At 31.6% G+C, this 18,725-nt stretch carries 16 protein-coding genes; 12 read left to right on the top strand and 4 right to left on the bottom strand.

Annotated elements, in window-relative coordinates:
• The first annotated feature begins 188 nt into the window (after nt 1-188).
• The 4 genes from lonB to METVU_RS05920 all read left to right on the top strand — a co-directional run bounded on the left by lonB (nt 189) and on the right by METVU_RS05920 (nt 4,897).
• Entirely contained in the window at nt 189-2,165 is a 1,977-nt protein-coding gene (lonB, locus tag METVU_RS05935; protein WP_015733288.1) for an ATP-dependent protease LonB, read from the top strand.
• Between the two features lie 404 nt (nt 2,166-2,569).
• Nucleotides 2,570-3,886: a nucleotide sugar dehydrogenase gene (locus METVU_RS05930; RefSeq protein WP_015733287.1), complete on the top strand. Its 1,317-nt coding sequence runs from the start codon at nt 2,570-2,572 to the stop codon at nt 3,884-3,886.
• Nucleotides 3,879-4,349 carry a hypothetical protein gene (locus METVU_RS05925; RefSeq protein ID WP_015733286.1) on the top strand — a complete coding sequence of 157 codons (471 nt, stop codon included), beginning with the start codon at nt 3,879-3,881 and terminating at the stop codon, nt 4,347-4,349. The genes METVU_RS05930 and METVU_RS05925 overlap by 8 nt, the downstream gene beginning before the upstream one ends.
• 2 nt (nt 4,350-4,351) lie before the next feature.
• Nucleotides 4,352-4,897, top strand: a complete 546-nt coding sequence (locus METVU_RS05920; protein WP_015733285.1) for a hypothetical protein — start codon at nt 4,352-4,354, stop codon at nt 4,895-4,897.
• 113 nt (nt 4,898-5,010) lie between these two features.
• Here the strand turns inward: METVU_RS05920 and METVU_RS05915 are convergent, their stop codons facing one another.
• The gene (locus METVU_RS05915) at nt 5,011-7,722 is read right to left on the bottom strand and encodes a CDC48 family AAA ATPase (protein ID WP_015733284.1); all 2,712 of its coding nucleotides are present in this window, start codon (nt 7,720-7,722) and stop codon (nt 5,011-5,013) included.
• Between the two features lie 201 nt (nt 7,723-7,923).
• The gene (locus tag METVU_RS05910; RefSeq protein ID WP_015733283.1) at nt 7,924-8,271 is read right to left on the bottom strand and encodes a hypothetical protein; all 348 of its coding nucleotides are present in this window, start codon (nt 8,269-8,271) and stop codon (nt 7,924-7,926) included.
• Between the two features lie 114 nt (nt 8,272-8,385).
• On the opposite strand from METVU_RS05910, the gene METVU_RS05905 reads away from it, so the two are divergent.
• The 7 genes from METVU_RS05905 (at nt 8,386) to METVU_RS05875 (ending at nt 16,687) form a co-directional block, all read left to right on the top strand.
• Entirely contained in the window at nt 8,386-9,303 is a 918-nt protein-coding gene (locus METVU_RS05905) for a TIGR00269 family protein (RefSeq protein ID WP_015733282.1), read from the top strand.
• 304 nt (nt 9,304-9,607) lie between these two features.
• Complete coding sequence (locus METVU_RS05900; RefSeq protein WP_048196855.1) at nt 9,608-11,542, top strand: OB-fold nucleic acid binding domain-containing protein; 1,935 nt, start codon at nt 9,608-9,610, stop codon at nt 11,540-11,542.
• Nucleotides 11,543-11,608: 66 nt separating this feature from the next.
• The gene (locus METVU_RS05895; RefSeq protein ID WP_015733280.1) at nt 11,609-12,823 is read left to right on the top strand and encodes an aconitase X catalytic domain-containing protein; all 1,215 of its coding nucleotides are present in this window, start codon (nt 11,609-11,611) and stop codon (nt 12,821-12,823) included.
• Complete coding sequence (gene cbiB, locus METVU_RS05890) at nt 12,823-13,767, top strand: adenosylcobinamide-phosphate synthase CbiB (RefSeq protein ID WP_015733279.1); 945 nt, start codon at nt 12,823-12,825, stop codon at nt 13,765-13,767. The genes METVU_RS05895 and cbiB overlap by 1 nt, the downstream gene beginning before the upstream one ends.
• A gap of 45 nt (nt 13,768-13,812) precedes the next feature.
• Nucleotides 13,813-14,904: a Clp1/GlmU family protein gene (locus METVU_RS05885; protein WP_015733278.1), complete on the top strand. Its 1,092-nt coding sequence runs from the start codon at nt 13,813-13,815 to the stop codon at nt 14,902-14,904.
• A 91-nt stretch (nt 14,905-14,995) separates the two neighbouring features.
• Nucleotides 14,996-15,235, top strand: a complete 240-nt coding sequence (locus METVU_RS05880; RefSeq protein WP_015733277.1) for a DUF504 domain-containing protein — start codon at nt 14,996-14,998, stop codon at nt 15,233-15,235.
• A gap of 72 nt (nt 15,236-15,307) precedes the next feature.
• Complete coding sequence (locus tag METVU_RS05875; RefSeq protein ID WP_015733276.1) at nt 15,308-16,687, top strand: B12-binding domain-containing radical SAM protein; 1,380 nt, start codon at nt 15,308-15,310, stop codon at nt 16,685-16,687.
• 63 nt (nt 16,688-16,750) lie between these two features.
• On the opposite strand, the gene METVU_RS05870 is transcribed toward METVU_RS05875, so the two are convergent.
• Together METVU_RS05870 and METVU_RS05865 are read right to left on the bottom strand one after the other, a co-directional pair.
• On the bottom strand, nt 16,751-16,924 hold the full coding sequence (locus METVU_RS05870; RefSeq protein ID WP_015733275.1) for an RNA-protein complex protein Nop10: 174 nt from the start codon (nt 16,922-16,924) through the stop codon (nt 16,751-16,753).
• A 38-nt stretch (nt 16,925-16,962) separates the two neighbouring features.
• The gene (locus tag METVU_RS05865) at nt 16,963-17,754 is read right to left on the bottom strand and encodes a translation initiation factor IF-2 subunit alpha (protein ID WP_015733274.1); all 792 of its coding nucleotides are present in this window, start codon (nt 17,752-17,754) and stop codon (nt 16,963-16,965) included.
• Between the two features lie 341 nt (nt 17,755-18,095).
• On the opposite strand from METVU_RS05865, the gene mcrD reads away from it, so the two are divergent.
• The gene (gene mcrD, locus METVU_RS05860) at nt 18,096-18,578 is read left to right on the top strand and encodes a methyl-coenzyme M reductase operon protein D (RefSeq protein WP_015733273.1); all 483 of its coding nucleotides are present in this window, start codon (nt 18,096-18,098) and stop codon (nt 18,576-18,578) included.
• Nucleotides 18,579-18,725 lie beyond the last annotated feature (147 nt).

Here is an 18,725-nt window from a genome sequence, read left to right as displayed (position 1 = left end):
TAGGAAGTTAAACTTTCTTCATATTCAAAACAAACTCAAAAAATTTTAAAAATTTTCAATTAAACTCTAACACAAAACTTTAAATATGTTTTACATCTACAAGTATAAACGCAATTTTATAAAATTATCTAACATTTTGTAGGTTCATATATATCAATTCATCATATTATTTCTATAAGGGTGTTAGCATGTTTTCAACGGACTTTAAAACTACTGAAGAACTTCCAGAACCCTCACCAAGATTGATAGATCAGGTTATTGGGCAAGATGAAGCAGTAAAAATCATCGTATCTGCTGTAAAAAATAAAAGAAATGTGATCCTCCTTGGAGAACCAGGGGTTGGAAAATCGATGATTGTTAAGGCAGTTGGCGAGATAATATCGGATTTTGGAGAATTTAAACCCTATTATATAATTGCAAAACCAAATTTAAAGAATATGGAAAGACCTATTGTTGAAGTTATAGATGGAGAGTATAAAGAGGAGCACAAAGAAATGCCAAAACTGGACTTTAAAACTCCAAACTCCACAACTTTAATACTTATAATGATAGGTGCAATTTTAATTTCAGAGTATCTATTAAAATTCCTACCTCAGCAGTATCTACTTGCAGCGGTTTCAATTGCCTCACTGATCGTTTTAATATTCGGATTCGTAATTATATTGACGAGCATAATGGGAGCATCAAGAACATCTATGGCAGGAAATATAAACCCCTCCGATTTAAAACCCGTCCTTCTCTATGAATGTAAAAAAAGACCACTTGTAAGGGCAAGTGCTTACAACGTTACAAGATTATTAGGAGATATAAAACACTGTCCTCTTGGAGGAAGACCGCCATTAGGAACTCCTCCTCACAAAAGGATAATTTTAGGGGCTATTCACGAAGCCCACAGAGGAATCCTATACGTAGATGAAATCAAAACAATGCCGTTAGATGTTCAGGACTATATATTAACAGCTCTACAAGATAAACAACTTCCAATAAGCGGTAGAAATCCTAATTCAAGCGGAGCAACGGTTGAAACAAATCCAATACCTTGTGATTTCATCCTAATAATGTCTGGAAACATGGATGATGTTTACAATTTGAGAGCTCCACTTTTAGATAGGATCGACTATAAGATCGTTCTAAAAAACAAGATGGATAACACCTTAGAAAATAGGGATAAACTATTGCAATTTATAGTTCAAGAAATAAAAAACAACAATTTAAATCCAATGACCTATGACGGTTGCTGTGAAGTTGTTAGAATTGCTGAATATTTAGCAGGATCCAAAGATAAATTAACATTAAGATTAAGATTGCTTGCTAATATAATTAAAATGGCCAATGATGTGGCAATGGGTAAAGAAGTTGAAGAATTGTTAGGCAATTTTGACGAAAAAGGAAATTACAATCCAGAAACTCAGAAAGATAAGAAAAATAAAGTATATATAACTGCCGAACACGTAAGAAAGGTCTTTGATACTGGAATATATAGCATGGAAAAACAGGTGGCTCTTAACTACATTAAAAACTTTAAAAGATACAAACATATCGTTCCAAATGATACTCCAAAAGTTGGGGTTGTTTATGGATTGGCAGTTATTGGAAGTGGCGGAATAGGAGATGTAACTAAAATAATAGTCCAAATACTCGATTCTAAAAATCCAGGAACCCATTTGTTAAACATTAGTGGAGATATTGCAAAACATTCAATAACTCTTGCTTCTGCATTATCAAAAAAACTCGTCTCAGAGAAAAAACTACCACTTCCAGAGAAAGATATAGATCTGACAAATAAAGAAATTTACATACAATTTAGCCAATCTTATTCCAAAATAGATGGAGATAGTGCAACTGCTGCTGTCTGCTTAGCAATAATATCCGCTTTATTAGAAATTCCATTAAAACAGGACTTTGCTATAACTGGAAGTTTAGATTTAAGTGGAAATGTTTTAGCAATTGGAGGAGTTAATGAAAAGATAGAAGCCGCGAGAAGATATGGATTTAAGAGGGTTATTATTCCAGAAGCGAATATGATAGATGTTATAGAGACAGAGGGTATTGAAATAATCCCAGTTAAGACGTTAGATGAGATAGTTCCGCTTGTATTTGATTTGAGCTCTATAAAAAAAGATAATAAGAAAGAAGAAAAAAGCGAGGAAGTGGCAAAGGCATAACCTTCCTAATTTTTCATTAAGATATTTTTGATATTTTTATTTTATAGTTTTATATTATTTATTTTATTATTTATTTTTATGGATTTATCATATGCTATTATGTTATTTTGTATTATTTTTAAATTATAATATAATCTCAGTTTTAATTTTATCCAGTTTATGTTTATTTTTGTTTGTATCGTATTAAAGTTTTAAATTGATAAAGATAAAGTTTTTATTTAGAGATTGAATGTTATTATTTTAGGTTGTTAAAAACTCAGCCCTTAATAATTGATTTAAATAAATTTAAATAATAAAAACTAACAATAAAAACTTTGGAATTAAAAATATTAGAATAAAAATCAAAAAGCAAAAATAAACTAAAAAAATAAAAACTATATCCATCACGGTTTTTGGGGGTTAATATGGGAGAACAAATCAAAAGCGAAAATAAAGAAAACAAAAAAATATGTGTTATTGGATTGGGCTACATCGGTTTACCAACTGCCTCAATGCTCGCAATACAGGGTTTCAATGTTATTGGAGTAGATATAAATAAAAAGAGAGTTGAAGAAATAAAAAATCTGACATTTAAAACTACTGAGAAAGACCTAATGACATTAGTTAAAGGAGCCATAAGTTCTGGAAACCTAAAAGTTCAAACGAAACCTGAGAAAGCTGATGTATATATTATATGTGTCCCTACCCCATGTATCGAAATTGACGGAGAAAAAAAATGTGATTTAACATATTTAAATGAAGCAATGAAAAACCTACGTCCACTCTTAGAAGATGGAAATCTCATAATAATAGAGAGCACGATCCCTCCTGGAACAACAGAGGAGATATATAATCTCTTATCAGAAAATAAAAAGATACATTTAGCCCACTGCCCAGAGAGAGTTCTACCCGGAAATATATTGAGAGAGTTGGTTGAAAACGATCGAGTGATTGGAGGGGTTGATGAAACATCAGCAAAGATGGCAAAAGAGATCTATGAATCCTTTGTAGTGGGTAAGATCTATTTAACCGATGCAAAAACAGCTGAAATGGTAAAGTTAATGGAAAACACTTATAGAGATGTTAATATTGCATTAGCCAATGAGTTTGCGAAAATAGCTGAAGAGATCGGTATTGATGTTTGGGAAGCGATAAAATTAGCCAATCAACATCCGAGAGTCAATATTTTAAAACCTGGGCCAGGCGTTGGAGGGCACTGTATAAGCATAGATCCATGGTTTATTATTGAAAAATCAAAGAATGCTAAATTAATAAGAACTGCAAGAGAGTTAAACGATTCAATGCCTCTATTTGTCGTTGAGAAGATCAAGAAAATTTTAAATAATATGGATAACAAAAAAAATAATAAAAAGGAAAAAGAGATAATATCCATCTTTGGAATCACATACAAAGGAAATGTTGACGATACAAGAGAAAGTCCAGCAGAGAGAGTTGTTGAAGAACTAATAAAAGAGGGTTTTGAAGTCAGATGTTATGATAAATATGCCAATGAATTTAAGTATCCATTATATGATTTAGATTCTGCAATAGAAAATTCGGATATGATTGTTATTCTAACAGATCATGATGAATATAAGTCATTTGATAAAGAGAAATTAACAAAAATTGCTTCGAAGATGAAAAAGAAAGTGATTTTAGATACTAAAAATATAATAGATAGAAACTTGTGGAGAGACGTAGGGTTTAAGGTGTATGTATTGGGTGATGGTAAAAATGCATGATCTGAATGATGAGTATTTAAAAGAATGTATTCACTTCTTAGAGAGTTGTATCAACGCATTGAAGGACTTTGATTTAAGAACTTTTGTATCGAGATTCTACTATGGTGTGTTATATCTGCTAAATGCATTTGAATACAATATAAAAAAGGACGTTGAAAATTGGCATAATAAAGATCGATACTTAAATTTTAGTAAAAAAATAAGAAACTTTTTGATGGATTTAAAACTTTATAGGCATGCTTCTGATTATATCCTCTCTCCAAAATTAGAGCACGGAAAGCACTACGAAGAACACTGGGAAGAGTTTAAAGAGAGCTATCTTAGATTAAAATTTTTTCACTACCTACACATATTAAGGCAGGAACTCTACACATATCGAAAAAATCAACTGATCTCTATAATAATAGAAAAACTCGAAATTATAGAAAAATTGTTGAAGTTATATATAATGTTAGAGGAATGATTATGGATGAAATCAAAAAACTAATTAATATTTTAAGACACTTTGGAATTTTAGACGATTATCTAAAAATTTTAGATATAGAGATTGATGGAGACAGATACATAACAATCTTGCTTCCCAAAGTATTAAATTGGATTGAAGAAGAGGAAATAGAAGAAATATTGGAAGAAATATTTAAAAATGCAAGAATAAGAATTTCTCGACTACCTCTTAGTAAGTTTATAAAAATCTATTTGGAAAAAAATCTTAAAGATAAAATGGCTTATGGAGAAAATATCGAAAACATGGACATTGAAGGAGAAAATTATGCCCTATACATTGATTGGAAGAATAAAAAAATTATAATTCATAAGTTTTATGGAAAAACACCTCTAAAAGAAACGTGTAAACTCTCATCAAACTGGGAGACGATGTGGGGAATATGGGTTTTAGGATTTGAAAAAGAGGAAGATGCTAAAAAATTTGCTGAAAATTTACGATCAGAAATAAAAAAATACTACAATATTGATTTTGAGATAATAAGACACAAAAGATGCTTAGGAGATTAATTTTGAGAATTTTCAAGAGGACTAATATCCAAATATAAACTGATAAAGATAAAATAAAAAAGATAAAAAAGAAGGGAATACAAAAATTCTAAAAAGAAAGAAATTTTATGAGATTAGATCACTTCTTTATTCTCCTCTTTTTTCTTTTCTGTTGATGTAGATCTTCCATACTCTTGAGCTAACTTTTCATAGATTCTCATATCTTCTTTACTTACAGATGGCTTTATCTTTTCAAGGGCTTTTAAGAAGTGTTCTTTCTTGATTTTGACATCTTTTGTTGAAACCTTTAATCTTATACTTTCAATATCTTTTAATATGTTTTTGAGCTCATCTAAGGATGTAGTGAATCTTTGTAGGATATTCTGTGTTGTTTTTATGATCTCATCGATCTCTTCAGCTGATACTTGATCTTTCAAAGTATTTAACTTGTTCTCCAACTCGTAAATGTTGTCTATCATTTCTTTTAACTTATTAAGAATATCTTTCAAGTATTTAGCCAATTTCTGAGCTTCGTCTTTTTCAGATGGCTTTAACTCTTCCTTGTTTATAATCTCTAAGAAGTTATCAACTTCCTTCTCTACTGCTTCAATCTTCTCCTTAGCAGGTGCTAAGACACTTATAATTCTTCCTATGGCATTCTTCAATTCGCTGAATTCTCCTGACTCTGCTGTTTCTCTTTCCTTAGTAGCTTTTATTATGCTGTTAAGTTCCACTGCTGCTCCTCTAAATGTTCCTGAAATACTCTGCAAGTAGTTAATTAAATCTCTAAGTTTTACTTCGATCTCCCATGGTTTTCCTATTCCCTCTCTAACTGCCAACATTGCTGCCTCTCTACATAACGCTTCAATATCAGCTCCTGTATAACCCTCCGTCTTTTTAGCCAACTCTTCTAAGTTAACATCCTCATCTAAATTCATGCTTCTTGTGTGTATCTTCAATATATCTAATCTTGCTTTCTCGTCTGGAACTGGAACTAATATAACTCTATCTAATCTTCCAGGTCTTAGTAGAGCTGAATCGATTATATCAGGTCTGTTAGTTGCTGCAATAACTATAACATCCTTTGGTTCCTCCATTCCATCCAATTCAGTTAATAGCTGGTTGACAACTTTATCAGTAACTGCTGAACTTAAATCTCTTCCTCTCTTTGGAGCAATAGCATCAATCTCATCGAAGAATATTATACAGGGTGCTGACTGTCTTGCCTTTCTGAATATCTCTCTTATTGCCTTCTCACTTTCCCCTACCCACTTACTAAATATCTCTGGCCCCTTAACGCTTATGAAGTTTGCTCCGCTTTCGTTAGCTACTGCCTTAGCCAATAACGTCTTACCTGTTCCTGGTGGTCCAAACAACAATACACCTTTTGGAGGTCTTACACCAATTTTCTCAAAGACCTCTTTTGCCTTCAATGGCCATTCGACTGCCTCTCTTAATTCCTGTTTAACATCTTCTAAGCCACCAATATCCTCCCATTTGATATTTGGAACTTCAACTAAAACTTCCCTCATTGCTGATGGCTCAACTTCTTTCAATGCCTCTTTGAAGTCATCCATTGTAACTTTTAAGTTATCCAAAACCTCTTTTGGAATTTCTTCTGCCTCTAAGTCAATGCTTGGTAAGACCCTTCTTAAAGCTCTCATTGCTGCCTCTTTACATAAAGCTGCTAAATCAGCCCCAACGAATCCGTGGGTTACATCAGCTAAATAATCGAGGTCAACGTCCTCTGCTAATGGCATGTTTCTTGTGTGTATTTGTAAGATCTCTTTTCTTCCTTCTCTGTCTGGCACTCCGATAACAATCTCTCTATCAAATCTTCCAGGTCTTCTTAATGCAGGGTCTAATGCGTTTGGTCTGTTTGTTGCACCAATAACAACAACTTGTCCTCTTCCTTTCAATCCATCCATTAAGGTTAAGAGTTGAGCAACTAATCTTCTTTCAACTTCTCCAGAGGCCTCATCTCTCTTTGGAGCGATAGCATCAAGTTCGTCTATGAATATGATTGAAGGAGCGTTCTCTTCTGCCTCTTCAAATATTTTTCTTAGATTTTCTTCTGTTTCTCCAACATATTTACTCATTATCTCTGGGCCGTTTATAACATAGAAGTTTGCTCCTGCTTCGTTAGCTACTGCCTTAGCTAATAATGTTTTACCAGTTCCTGGTGGTCCCACTAATAAAACTCCTTTTGGTGGTTCAATTCCCAACTTTTCGAACAACTCTGGGTGTCTCATTGGTAGTTCTATCATTTCTCTAACTTTCTTAACCTCCTCTTTCAAACCACCAATATCTTCATAGGTAACGTCTGGAACTTTGGTTTCTTTAACTTCGCTAACTGGTTCTTCTTTTAACTCAACGTGTGTGAATTCCGTTACTCTAACAGGGCCTGCTGGTGTTGTGCTAACAACTACAAATGTTAAAGCAGTTCCTAAGACCCCAATAGTGACTTTTGAACCTTTGCTTAAAACTTGCCCCATTATCTTTCTCTTGACGAAGTCCTCAAATCCAGGTCCGAATCTAATTGGTTGAGTTGGGGCTAATACAACTTTCTTTGCTTCTTTTATATCTACTTTTTTAACTTTTACTTTATCTCCTATTGCCACTCCAGCATTTTGTCTTAAATAACCATCAATCCTTATGATTCCTTTCCCAGCATCTTCTAAGAAGCCCCTATAAACAATAGCATAGGCCTTTCCCTTAGCCCCTTCAATTTCGATAACATCTCCTGGTTTTAAACCAAGTTCTTCCATTGTGTATGGGTCTATTCTCGCAATTCCTCTTCCTACATCTCCTTGATATGCTTCGGCAACTTTTAATTCCTTAACCATGAAAATCCCTCCAATTTCTTTTTCTCTTTTTTTGGTAATAATTTAATAATGCGATAAATTTGCAATAATTTTGATTTTGATAATATTTGATAATAATTGTAAATAATAAATATTTGTTAGTGGGGTGAATTATGATCCTCCGCCTCAGAGATAATATACCTTTGAAGTTCTATATATACTTTACGGTTCTGTGCATGACCTTTACACTTCTAAGATATGAAATTGATAAACCCTTGTAAATCCGCAATTTCTGCATCTAACGATCATCTTTGTTTCTGTTATTACAATATCTTGCACTGCCTCTTTTTTACAATTGAAACAAATTGTAGTTTTTTCTAAAAACCATGGCTCATATTTATGCTTTCTATTTTTCTCTTCGTTGATTATGTCCTCATCTTCAATCCCCACTCTTCTTAGAATATAGTATCTTGTGGCTCCACAATTACTACACTTAACAAATGCCTGATTTGCATAAATCTCTATTATTTGCTCTGCTATCGTTTTACAGTTAAAACATTCAGCAGATTTTTTTAATGTCCACTTTTCCATAAGATCACCAAGTATTCCCCACGATTAGTTTCAATATAATATTATAGAATGTGCTATTATATATTACTTTTTAGATCATGGAAGGTGGATTTAAGCATCAAAGGGTGTGGAAGAATGAAATGTGCCTGCGGTAGAGAAAGCGTATATTATCAAAGATATGCTAATAGATGGCTTTGTGAGGATTGTTTCAAGAAGGACGTGGAGAAGAGAGTTAGAAAGGTATTAGGAAGAGAAGTAATAAGGAATAATGTAAAAATTGGTGTAGGAATTAGTGGAGGTAAGGACAGCTTAGTTATGACATATATTTTAAAAAAATTTTATGATTCTATTCCAAATTCTGAAATAATTTGTTTTTTTGTTGATGAGGGAATAAAAGGATTTAGAGATGTTGCAAAAAAGTATGTTGTGGAGTTCTGTAAAGAATTTGATATTGATTTAAGAATAATATCTTTTAAAGAGGAGATCAACTACACCATGGATGAGTTGGTGGAAAAAAATTATTTGAAACACTTAAATATCGGGAAACCATGTTCGTTTTGTGGAGTAGTTAGAAGATACTTACTAAACAAGTATGCCTTCCTTAATAATTGCACATATTTGGCAATAGGCCATAATTTAGACGATTTCTGTCAAACGATACTTATGAACTATATTGAAGGTAATGTTAAAAATATCATCCAATTTGGAAAAGATGTTTCATCCTCTACTAACTTTGTGAAAAGAATAAAGCCCCTAAAATTAATTCCAGAAGAGGAAGTCATTTTATATGCAAAATTAAATAATTTAAAGTATCAAAAAGAACCCTGCCCATACTCTCATCTCTCATATAGGTATAAGATAAAAAAGATCATTGAAATGTTAGAAGAAGATAAACCAGGGGTTAGGTTTGGAATACTCAGGGGCTATGAAAGTTTATTAAAGTTGATCGAGTATAGAGAAGGTAATTTAAAAAAGTGTAAAATTTGTGGAAGTTTGTGTAGTGGGGAGTTATGCAAGGTTTGTTCATGGTTGGAGATTTTAAAAGGATTATAAAATAGGAGATAGGATTTTTGAGCAATAGATATACATTTAGTTATAACATTACAATTATGATATTTAATATTTAATATCAAGAATGCAAAATAAGCGATAATTTATAGGTTTATCAAAGAACAATTAATAGGATAAGTATATATCAAGTTATTGATATACATTCACAAATTTATGCAGTTTAAAAAATAGGAATAAAAATAAGAACAACCAACAAGATTAACAAAATCAACCAAAAAACATTAAAAAACTGAAATAAATAAAAATATTAAAAAGTTAAAGGATATAAGATGATCGGGTGATGATTATGACAAAAACTTATGAACAATTTAAAGATTTAAAAAGAAAAATTGCAGAAGAACTTAATATTTCCGAAGATGAATTAGACAAACTTATTGAAAAAAAAATAGAAGAAAGTGGTGGAATAATACTAAAAGATGCTGCTTTAATGATGATTGCTAATGAAAAAGGATTGCTAAAAAAAGAAGATAAAAGCGAAAAGTTTCAAATTAAAGATATTAAGGAAGGGCAGATCGGAGTTGAGATAGTTGGAGTAGTCGTTGAAACATCAGATCTAAAAACCTTTACGAGAAAGGACGGCAGTGTTGGAAAATATAAACGTATAAGAGTAGCAGATGCTTCAGGAGCTATAAGAATTACGTTGTGGGATGATCTGGCTGAAACAGAAGTAGAAAAAGGAGATGTAATAAAGGTAGAGAGAGCAAGAGCAAGAAAATGGAAAAATAATATCGAACTAAGTTCAACCTCAGAAACAAAAATAAAAAAATTAGAAAATCACGAAGAGGAACTTCCAGAAATAAAGGATAAGTATAAAATAGAAGAATTAATTCCTGGCACAAACGCAGTGATCGAGGGAGAAGTTATCTCAGTTTTTCCAATTAAGGAGTTTAAAAAATCCGACGGAAGTTTTGGAAAGTTAAAATCAATAACAGTTAAGGACGATTCTGGAACTGTAAGAATTACATTGTGGGATGATCTGGCTGAAACAGAAGTAGAAAAAGGGGACATAGTTAGAGTCGAGGGTTATGTAAAAGAGGGATACTACGGAGGAGTTGAATGTTCAGCGAACAATATTGAGATATTGGAAAAAGGAGAAAGAAAAGATGTAGATGAAGTAGATATTGAAAAATTAAGTGAGTATAATGATGGAGATATGGTAGATGTCAAAGGAAGAGTTATAGCAATAAGTAATAAAAAAAGAGTAAACTTAGGTGGAAGAGAGGCGGAAGTTCAAGATATTATTCTACAAAATGGAACAGGTAAAGTTAGAGTATCTTTTTGGGGAGATAAAACTTCATTGTTGGATAATATTCGAGAAGGAGATGCTGTTAAAATAAAAAATTGCAGAATAAAGACATATTACGATAGGGAAGGTAATAAAAAGGTTGATTTAGTGGCAACTTTTGGGACAGAGGTTATTAAAGATAAAAATATTGAAGTCCCAGAGTATAAGTTAGATTATTGCAAAATTGGAGATATATATAAAAGAAACGTGGATTGGGATGATATTAATTTAATAGCGAGAGTTTTAGAAGATTATGGGATAAACGAATTAGAAATTGATGGAAAAATAAGAAAAGTTAGGAATTTAATGCTCGATGATGGAAGTGGGACTATAAGATTAACATTATGGGATGATCTGGCTGAAATGGATATTAAAGAAGGAGATATTTTGGAAATAAATCACGCTTATGTTAAAGAAAAGGGAGATTATATTGATTTAGTGCTTGGAAAATATGCGAAAATAACTATAAATCCTCAAGGAGTTGAAATAAAAACTAAAAGAAAATTTATAGCAGATATTGAAGATAATGAAACAGTAGAAGTTAGGGGGGCAATTGTTAAAATACTCAGTGAAGGTGTATTCCTGTATTTATGCCCACATTGTAGAAGAAAAATTGAAGAAGGGGAAAACATTTGTCCAAACTGCGGAGAGATTGTCCCAGATGAGATAATACGACTAAACTTTGTAGTAGATGATGGAACAGGGACTTTGATCTGTAGAGTTTACGATAAAAAAGTTGAAAGAATGTTGAAGATGAGTAAGGAAGAGTTAAAGAACATCCCATTTGAGATGATAGAAAGTGAACTACTTGGAGAGGAATTTGTTTTCTATGGAAATGTTAGGAAAGAGGAAGAGGATTTAATCATGATCGTAAAAAGAGTAGAGGATGTTGATGTAGATAAGGAAATAAAGTTATTAAAAGAGATGGAGGATTAAAAGTTGAAAAATAAAACTAAAAAAAGATAACTAAAATGTAAAATGATAAACAAAGGAGGTGATCTAATGCATTTAACCAGGGAAGAGGAGAAAATACTCGATGGAGAATATGGGGAAATATTAAGAAAATGTATGAACCTCCTTGTATCTTTAGGGGAGATATATGGAGCTGAGAAGCTAATCCCGATAACTTCTGCTCAAATTTCCGGAGTTTCATATAAAACAATAGGAGACATTGGTTTAGAGTTTTTAGATGACTTTGCAAAAGAAAATGTTAAAGTTAAAGTTCACTCCACACTAAATCCAGCAGGGATGGATTTGGATGATTGGAAAGATCTTGGAATAGATGAAGAATTTGCTTCAAAACAACTAAAAATAATTGATGCATTTAAAAAAATGGGCGTTGAGATAGGTTGCACTTGCACACCTTACTTAACCGGAAACGTTCCAAAATTTGCAGATCATATTAGTTGGGCAGAAAGTTCTGCCGTAAGTTTTGCAAATTCCGTATTGGGTGCTAAAACTAATAGGGAAGGTGCTCAAAGTGCATTAGCATCTGCAATTATTGGGAAAACTCCATATTATGGTTATCACTTAGATGAAAATAGAAAAGCGACAGTTATAATTGAAATAGAAGAAAATATTTTAAACACTGAGTTAAAAGAAAGCATCTATGGAGCCATAGGATACATTGTAGGTAAAGAAGTGAAAAAAGGAGTTCCTTACTTCAAAAATCTGTATAGGCTTAAACCAAACGTTGATGATTTAAAATCACTTGGGGCGGTTATGGCCGCCAGCGGTGGAATCGCCCTCTACCACGCTGAAAGATTAACAGCAGAGTGTAATTGTAAAAAGGTTGAAATCGAAAATGAGGAGAAGATAACATTGGGAAAGGAAGAGATAAAAGATGCATACGAACAGTTAAATACGACAGATAGAAAACCAGAGTTAATATGTGTTGGATGTCCGCATTGTAGTGTCAGAGAGATAAAATATATTGCAGAACTATTGAAAAAAAGAAATTATAAGATAAAATCTGAACTATGGATATGTTGTTCTCTACACATAAAAGCCATTGCTGATCGAATGGGATATACAGAGATCATTGAAAAAGCAGGAGGAAAGATTGTTAAAGATACATGCATGGTTGTTTCTCCAATAGAGGATTTAGGATACGATGTTGTAGCAACGAACTCGGGAAAAGCAGCGGTTTATTTACCAAGTTTCTGTAAGAGTGAAGTTGTATTTAAAGATATTAAAGATTTGTTGATGGGAGAGTAATGTTAAATCCAGTAGTTTTATGGATAAGTGTGATATTTGATCGAATATTTGGTGAACCTCCGGAGTGTATTCATCCTACGGTATGGATAGGAAATATTATCTCATTATTAGAAAATACATTTAAATCAACCAATTGTAGGAATAAGACAAGGGATTTTATATTTGGAACATTAATTGCTTTAATAACCATAACAACTGTTGGAATTACCTCTTTTTTTATAGAAAAATTAATTTTCTTACTACCTACCCCTATAAATTATATAACTTATGGGATTGTGCTCTCCACAGCAATAGGTTATAAATCACTTTTTGATTTCTGTAAAAGGCCAGTAAACTTGTTAAAGGAAGGAAATTTAGAGAAAGCAAGAGAAGCAGTTCAACACGTTGTAAGTAGGGATACATCGCAGTTAGATGAAGAACACGTCCTCTCCGCTTCAATAGAAAGCTTATCTGAAAACATAACTGATAGTATAATAGGGGCATTATTCTATGCCACACTCTTTGGAATGCCCGGGGCTTTTGTTTATAGGGCAATAAATACATTAGATGCAATGATGGGTTATAAAAATGAAAAGTATTTATGGTATGGAAAGTTCTCAGCAAGATTGGATGATGTGGTAAACTTTATCCCATCGAGATTATCTGGAATTTTACTTATTGTAACATCTCCTCTATATGGAGGCAGTGTGAAAGGAGCTATTTATGGGTTTTTAAGAGAGGCAAATAAAGTTTCCTCTCCGAATTCTGGATATACTATGGCTACATTAGCCAATGCACTTAACATAACCCTTGAAAAGATCGGAGTTTATAAAATCGGCCGTGGGAAGATAAATATTGAAAAATCGCTCAATGCCTTTAAGGCAGTGGATATGGTTGTTCTTTCATATCTTGTAATTTATTCTTTGATGTATATTTTATACTTTATTATTATATATTTTGGTTAATTTTCCTTTAATGTGTTGATTTAAAGTTTTATTTAGGTGGAGGGTATGATTACAAAGGCAAACTATCCAGATGATATTCCAGAAAGTAGGATAGAACTGCTCGAATTAATAAAAGAAAAATTATCAGAAAAGAAAAAAGAAAGGGATATTTTAAAGATAATAATTCTTGGAGGATTAGATAGTGGAAAAACAACATTAACAGCGTTTTTATCAAAAGAACTTTTGAATCTTGGATACAAAGTAGCTATCTTGGATTGTGATGTTGGACAAAAAAGTATTCTTCCTCCAGCAACTATAAGTTTAGGTATTTTAAATGAGAAATTTGAAGAACTTCATAATATTAAACCATATAAAAGTTATTTTATAGGATCTACAACTCCAATCCAATTTTTTGGAGAAATGATTGTTGGTATTAAGCGGTTATGCGATCTTGCAGAGGAACTTGGGGTAGAGGTTGTGATAATAGACACAACTGGTCTGATCTTTGGATCAGGATTTGACTTAAAAAGGATGAAGATAGAACTAATAAATCCTAATATTATAGTAGGATTAGAGAAAGAAGGAGAACTTAAACCTTTATTAGATCTTTTTAAAAATAAATATAAAATTGTCAAATTAAAAGTTTATGATTATGCAAAAAGTTTTAGTAGAGAAGAAAGAAGAAAGATAAGGTTAGAAAAGTGGAGAGAGTATTTTAAAGATTCAAGATCTTACGAGATTAAGATAACCATTAATCTTACAGGATCTAAGGTATTTCAAGGAAAAGAAATATCAGAGGAAGAGAAATATTTAATGGAGGCATTGTTTAAGTGGAAGGTTTTTTATGGAAGTAAGTGTGAAGGTAAATACACAGTAGTGAAGAGGGACTTAGAAGAGATACCTCGAAAAATAGATAAAAATGTTTTATACTACTTAGAGCCAGAAAAATTCGAAGATATAATTGTGGGTTTAATAGATGAGAGGGGATTTTGTATAGACATTGGAATTTTAAAAGAGATCGATTTTGAAAATAAAGTTTTAAAAATTATCTCTCCAATAGATGAAGAACTATTAAAAGATGTTAAAGAAATCAGGATTGGAAGATTGAAAATAGTAGAAGATGGAGATGAATATTTGTTGGATAGAGATTATTTATAACAAACAACATTTAAAAAATATTAGAAAATTAAAATTATTGAAATTAAGAATATAATATAAAAATATAAAAAAATAAGAAATAGGTTTAATTATGACCCTAAAAGATATTTTAAATAAGATCCTATGGCATCCAAAGTATAAAAAAGAGGAGTTCGAATTGGTTATACTACACAGAGGAGCTAAAAACAATAAAAAGGTTATTCCGCTGGAGAATGTTGATATTAAAGGAAGCTACATAGTTTATGAAGACACCTACATTCCTCTACATAGGATATTGATGATAAGAAAGAAAGGACGTGGAGATGTTATTTATTCAAAACATGAATTATAAAGGACTAAAAATAAAATAATATAAAAATATAATAAAAAATAAAAATAAAAATATTGACCAACGGGATCTTTAATGAAAAAATTCAATATTAAAAATAAAACTGAAAATAAAGATAAGAATAAAATTAAAAATGTTGCTATACTCTACCCTAATAAATTTAAAGCAGGCATTTCTTGTCTGGCTGTCCACATATTGGCAGAACATTTAAGTAAATTTAAAGAGATAGATACAAAGGTTTTTTTTATAGAAAACTATGAACTGATAAAAAACTTTGATGCAGTGTTTATCACCCTACAATATGAGAATGATTATTTTAATGCCCTAAACATTATAAAATCCTTAAAAAAAACAAATCCAAATGCTATTTTTGTCGCCGGAGGACCATGTATAATGCAGAACTTCTTCCCTCTGGAAAAATATTTTGATGCATTTATTGTTGGAGAGATAGAGGGAACTAACGTAATGGCAGAACTCGTCAATAGAAACTTTAATCTTAATGGAGTTTATTCAAAATACACAAAACCAAAGAAAATTAAACGAATTTACCCAAAAAAATTAACAATAGATGACTACCCAATATATCAACCAACATCTGAAGAAAGTGCCTATGGAAAATCTTTTCTTTTAGAAATTGGAAGAGGATGCCCAAGAAGATGTAAATTTTGCTTAGCGAGAGCAATTTATTATCCTCCAAGATTTAGAAAACTTGAAGATCTAATGTATTTAGCAGAAGAAGGAATAAAAGTTAATAAGGTTAATAAAGTGGCCTTAATATCTCCTTCTGTTGGAGATTATAAATATATCGTTGAGTTATGCAATTTTTTAGATGAGAAAGGGGTTCAAGTTTCTCCATCCTCACTGAGGGCAGATACAATAACAGAAGAACTTATGAAAGTTCTAAAACTAAAAACACTAACCATTGCCCCAGAAGCGGGGAGCGAGCGACTTAGAGAGTTTATAAAAAAGGATATTTCAGAAGAAGATATAATGAATGCAGTAGATATTGCAAAGAAGTTTAATGTTGAAAAGATCAAACTCTATTTCATGGTAGGTTTGCCGACAGAGACAGAAGAGGATGTTGAAGAGATTATAAACCTATCAAAAAAAATAAAAAATCAAATAAAAAAAGTAGAAGTGTCAATAAACCCAATGATCCCAAAACCACACACCGATTTCGAAATGGAGCCATTTGATTTATCCTCTAAGCAGAAGGTAAAATATATTGAAAAAAAATTAAAAAAAGAGAATATAAAAGTGGGAACTGAAAATTTTAATGCAATGGTATGTCAGTGTGTATTAGCCAGAGGAGATAAAATTATTGGGGACTATTTAGGCCGTTCTAAAAACTATTCTCAATTATTAAGTTCTTTAAAAAAAGATAAATTGTTAGGAACTTATTTATCAAATATAGATCCAAAAAAGGCACCGTGGAAGGCAATAGAAATAAAATAAAAATATTTGGTGTTGAAATAAAAGAGATATAAAGTGTTTATACACTCATTATTTAGTATAAATTTATTTTGTTCCCATTTTCTTTTTTAATTCTCTCTTCAACATTCTTCTATATTTTCCCCATCGATCCTCCAACGAAAACTTTGGGGGTTTTGGAATTATTGTTTTTTCCCTACATTTAGGACAAGTATCTCTCAAAGAATAAGATTCACACCTTGGACACTTTCTCATTCTCATAATTTCACAAATTTATCATTTTTATAATTTTTATTTGTTTATTTTTTGCTCTCTTTGTAATAACTTCCTTCTCCACCGAGTTTTTTGATTGTTGCTACTGCCTTTTCACAGACCTTTTTAAAGACCTCCTCTCCACTCTTATAATCGGGAGCTATAACCAAAACCCTGTACTTTGGAGCCCCAATATATGTTATGCTTACTTCAACATCCTCATATGGATTCGCTTTTATAGCAGTAGTTAATGCCTTTTTTATTTGTTTTATTCCATCTGGAGCATAGGACTTCATTTCAACGATTCCTTCAACTTCAATATTTGTTAATTCGATACTCTCCTTTGCCACCTCATATAAAACATCTTTCCATTCATCACTAATCTCTAACTCATCTAAAATATCTTTTCCTTCAATAACCATCGTTTCAAAGGCATTATAAAGTTCTCCAAACTCATCCTCTAATAAATATCCAACCTCTTCCCACGCCTCTTCCAAACTCTTACCCAATTTTTCAGCTGCCCTTTCAAGCATCTTTGAAGCTCTTTGGAATCTCTTCCATTCCTGAACTTTTGCTCTCTTCTGTTGTTCAGTAACTCTCTTTAACGATAGATCAATATGTCCTTTCCTTTCATCAACTCTCAGAACCTTTGCAACAACCCTCTGCCCAACTTTCACGTGATCTCTAATGTTTTTAACCCATCCTGATGTAACCTCAGAGATGTGAATCATTCCTTCTTTTCCCGGATACTCTAAAAGCTCTACAAATGCTCCATACGGCTTAACGTCCTTTACAGTTCCTATTACTATGTCCCCTTCTTCTGGAAAGTCCCTTCTCATAATAAGCACCTCTTAATTGATTTATTTTGTGTTTCTTTATGACTATTTAAATATTAATTTAAATATTAAATTGGTATTATTTGATTTTTATTTTATTTTTATTATTATGATTTTATTATGATCTTCATTTAGGTTGTGGGTGTTATTTATTCTAAATGGTTTTTTTAGTATAAAAAGATAGTTTGAGTTTTATGATTTTTGAGGTTATTCCTTCAATATATATTCAAATAATTGAATACTAAAATAATATTTTTAAATGCTCTATTTTCATACGATATTGATAGAAAATATTATAAAGAAGGAGGTCTATAATTAAGAGTATGAAAATGAGGTGAAAAGATATGAGTGATGAAGTGAAAGTTGTTGACATCAAAGTGTTTCCACACAGATATTTAAAGGCAGAAACTACGGAAAGAGTTTTAAATAAAATATATGATTTAGATGGAGTTGTAAGAGTTATAATTCATGGACAGCCACTACCAAAAACCGTTCCTTTTGGACCAGCAAGAGGTTTGCCAGTAAATCATAAAGATAGAAAGGTTATAAAAGTTAAAGGAGAAGAAATGGAATTAAAAATCAAAGTTGGAGAGATAATCATAACCGCATGCGAAGAGAAACTCGAAGAAATAATAAAAAATTTAGAAAAAATATGTGAAGAGGATTTTCCGTTTGGATATGATATTGGAGTAGGCGTGTTTACAAAAATAAAACCAACAGTAACTGATTATATGAAGTATGGGGATGTTAACAGAATAGATCCGAGATTAATTGGGATGGTTGATACAACTTCAACATTAAAAGATTCCGTAAAACTGATAAAATAAAAAAAGAATAAAATAAATTACTTTTATTCTGTTTCTAAATATTTTTCCTTTTTTATAATTTTTATCTTTATCTTTCCAATTAAATTTTATGTTTTATCAATAATTAATCCCAAATTGCTCTATAAAAATATAAAAGAATAAAACAAA

Source organism: Methanocaldococcus vulcanius M7 (assembly GCF_000024625.1).
Classification (GTDB): Archaea; AGJL01; Methanococci; order Methanococcales; family Methanocaldococcaceae; genus Methanocaldococcus; species Methanocaldococcus vulcanius.
The sequence above is the reverse complement of the archived record's forward strand: the minus strand, read 5'-3'. Positions and strand labels throughout refer to the sequence as shown.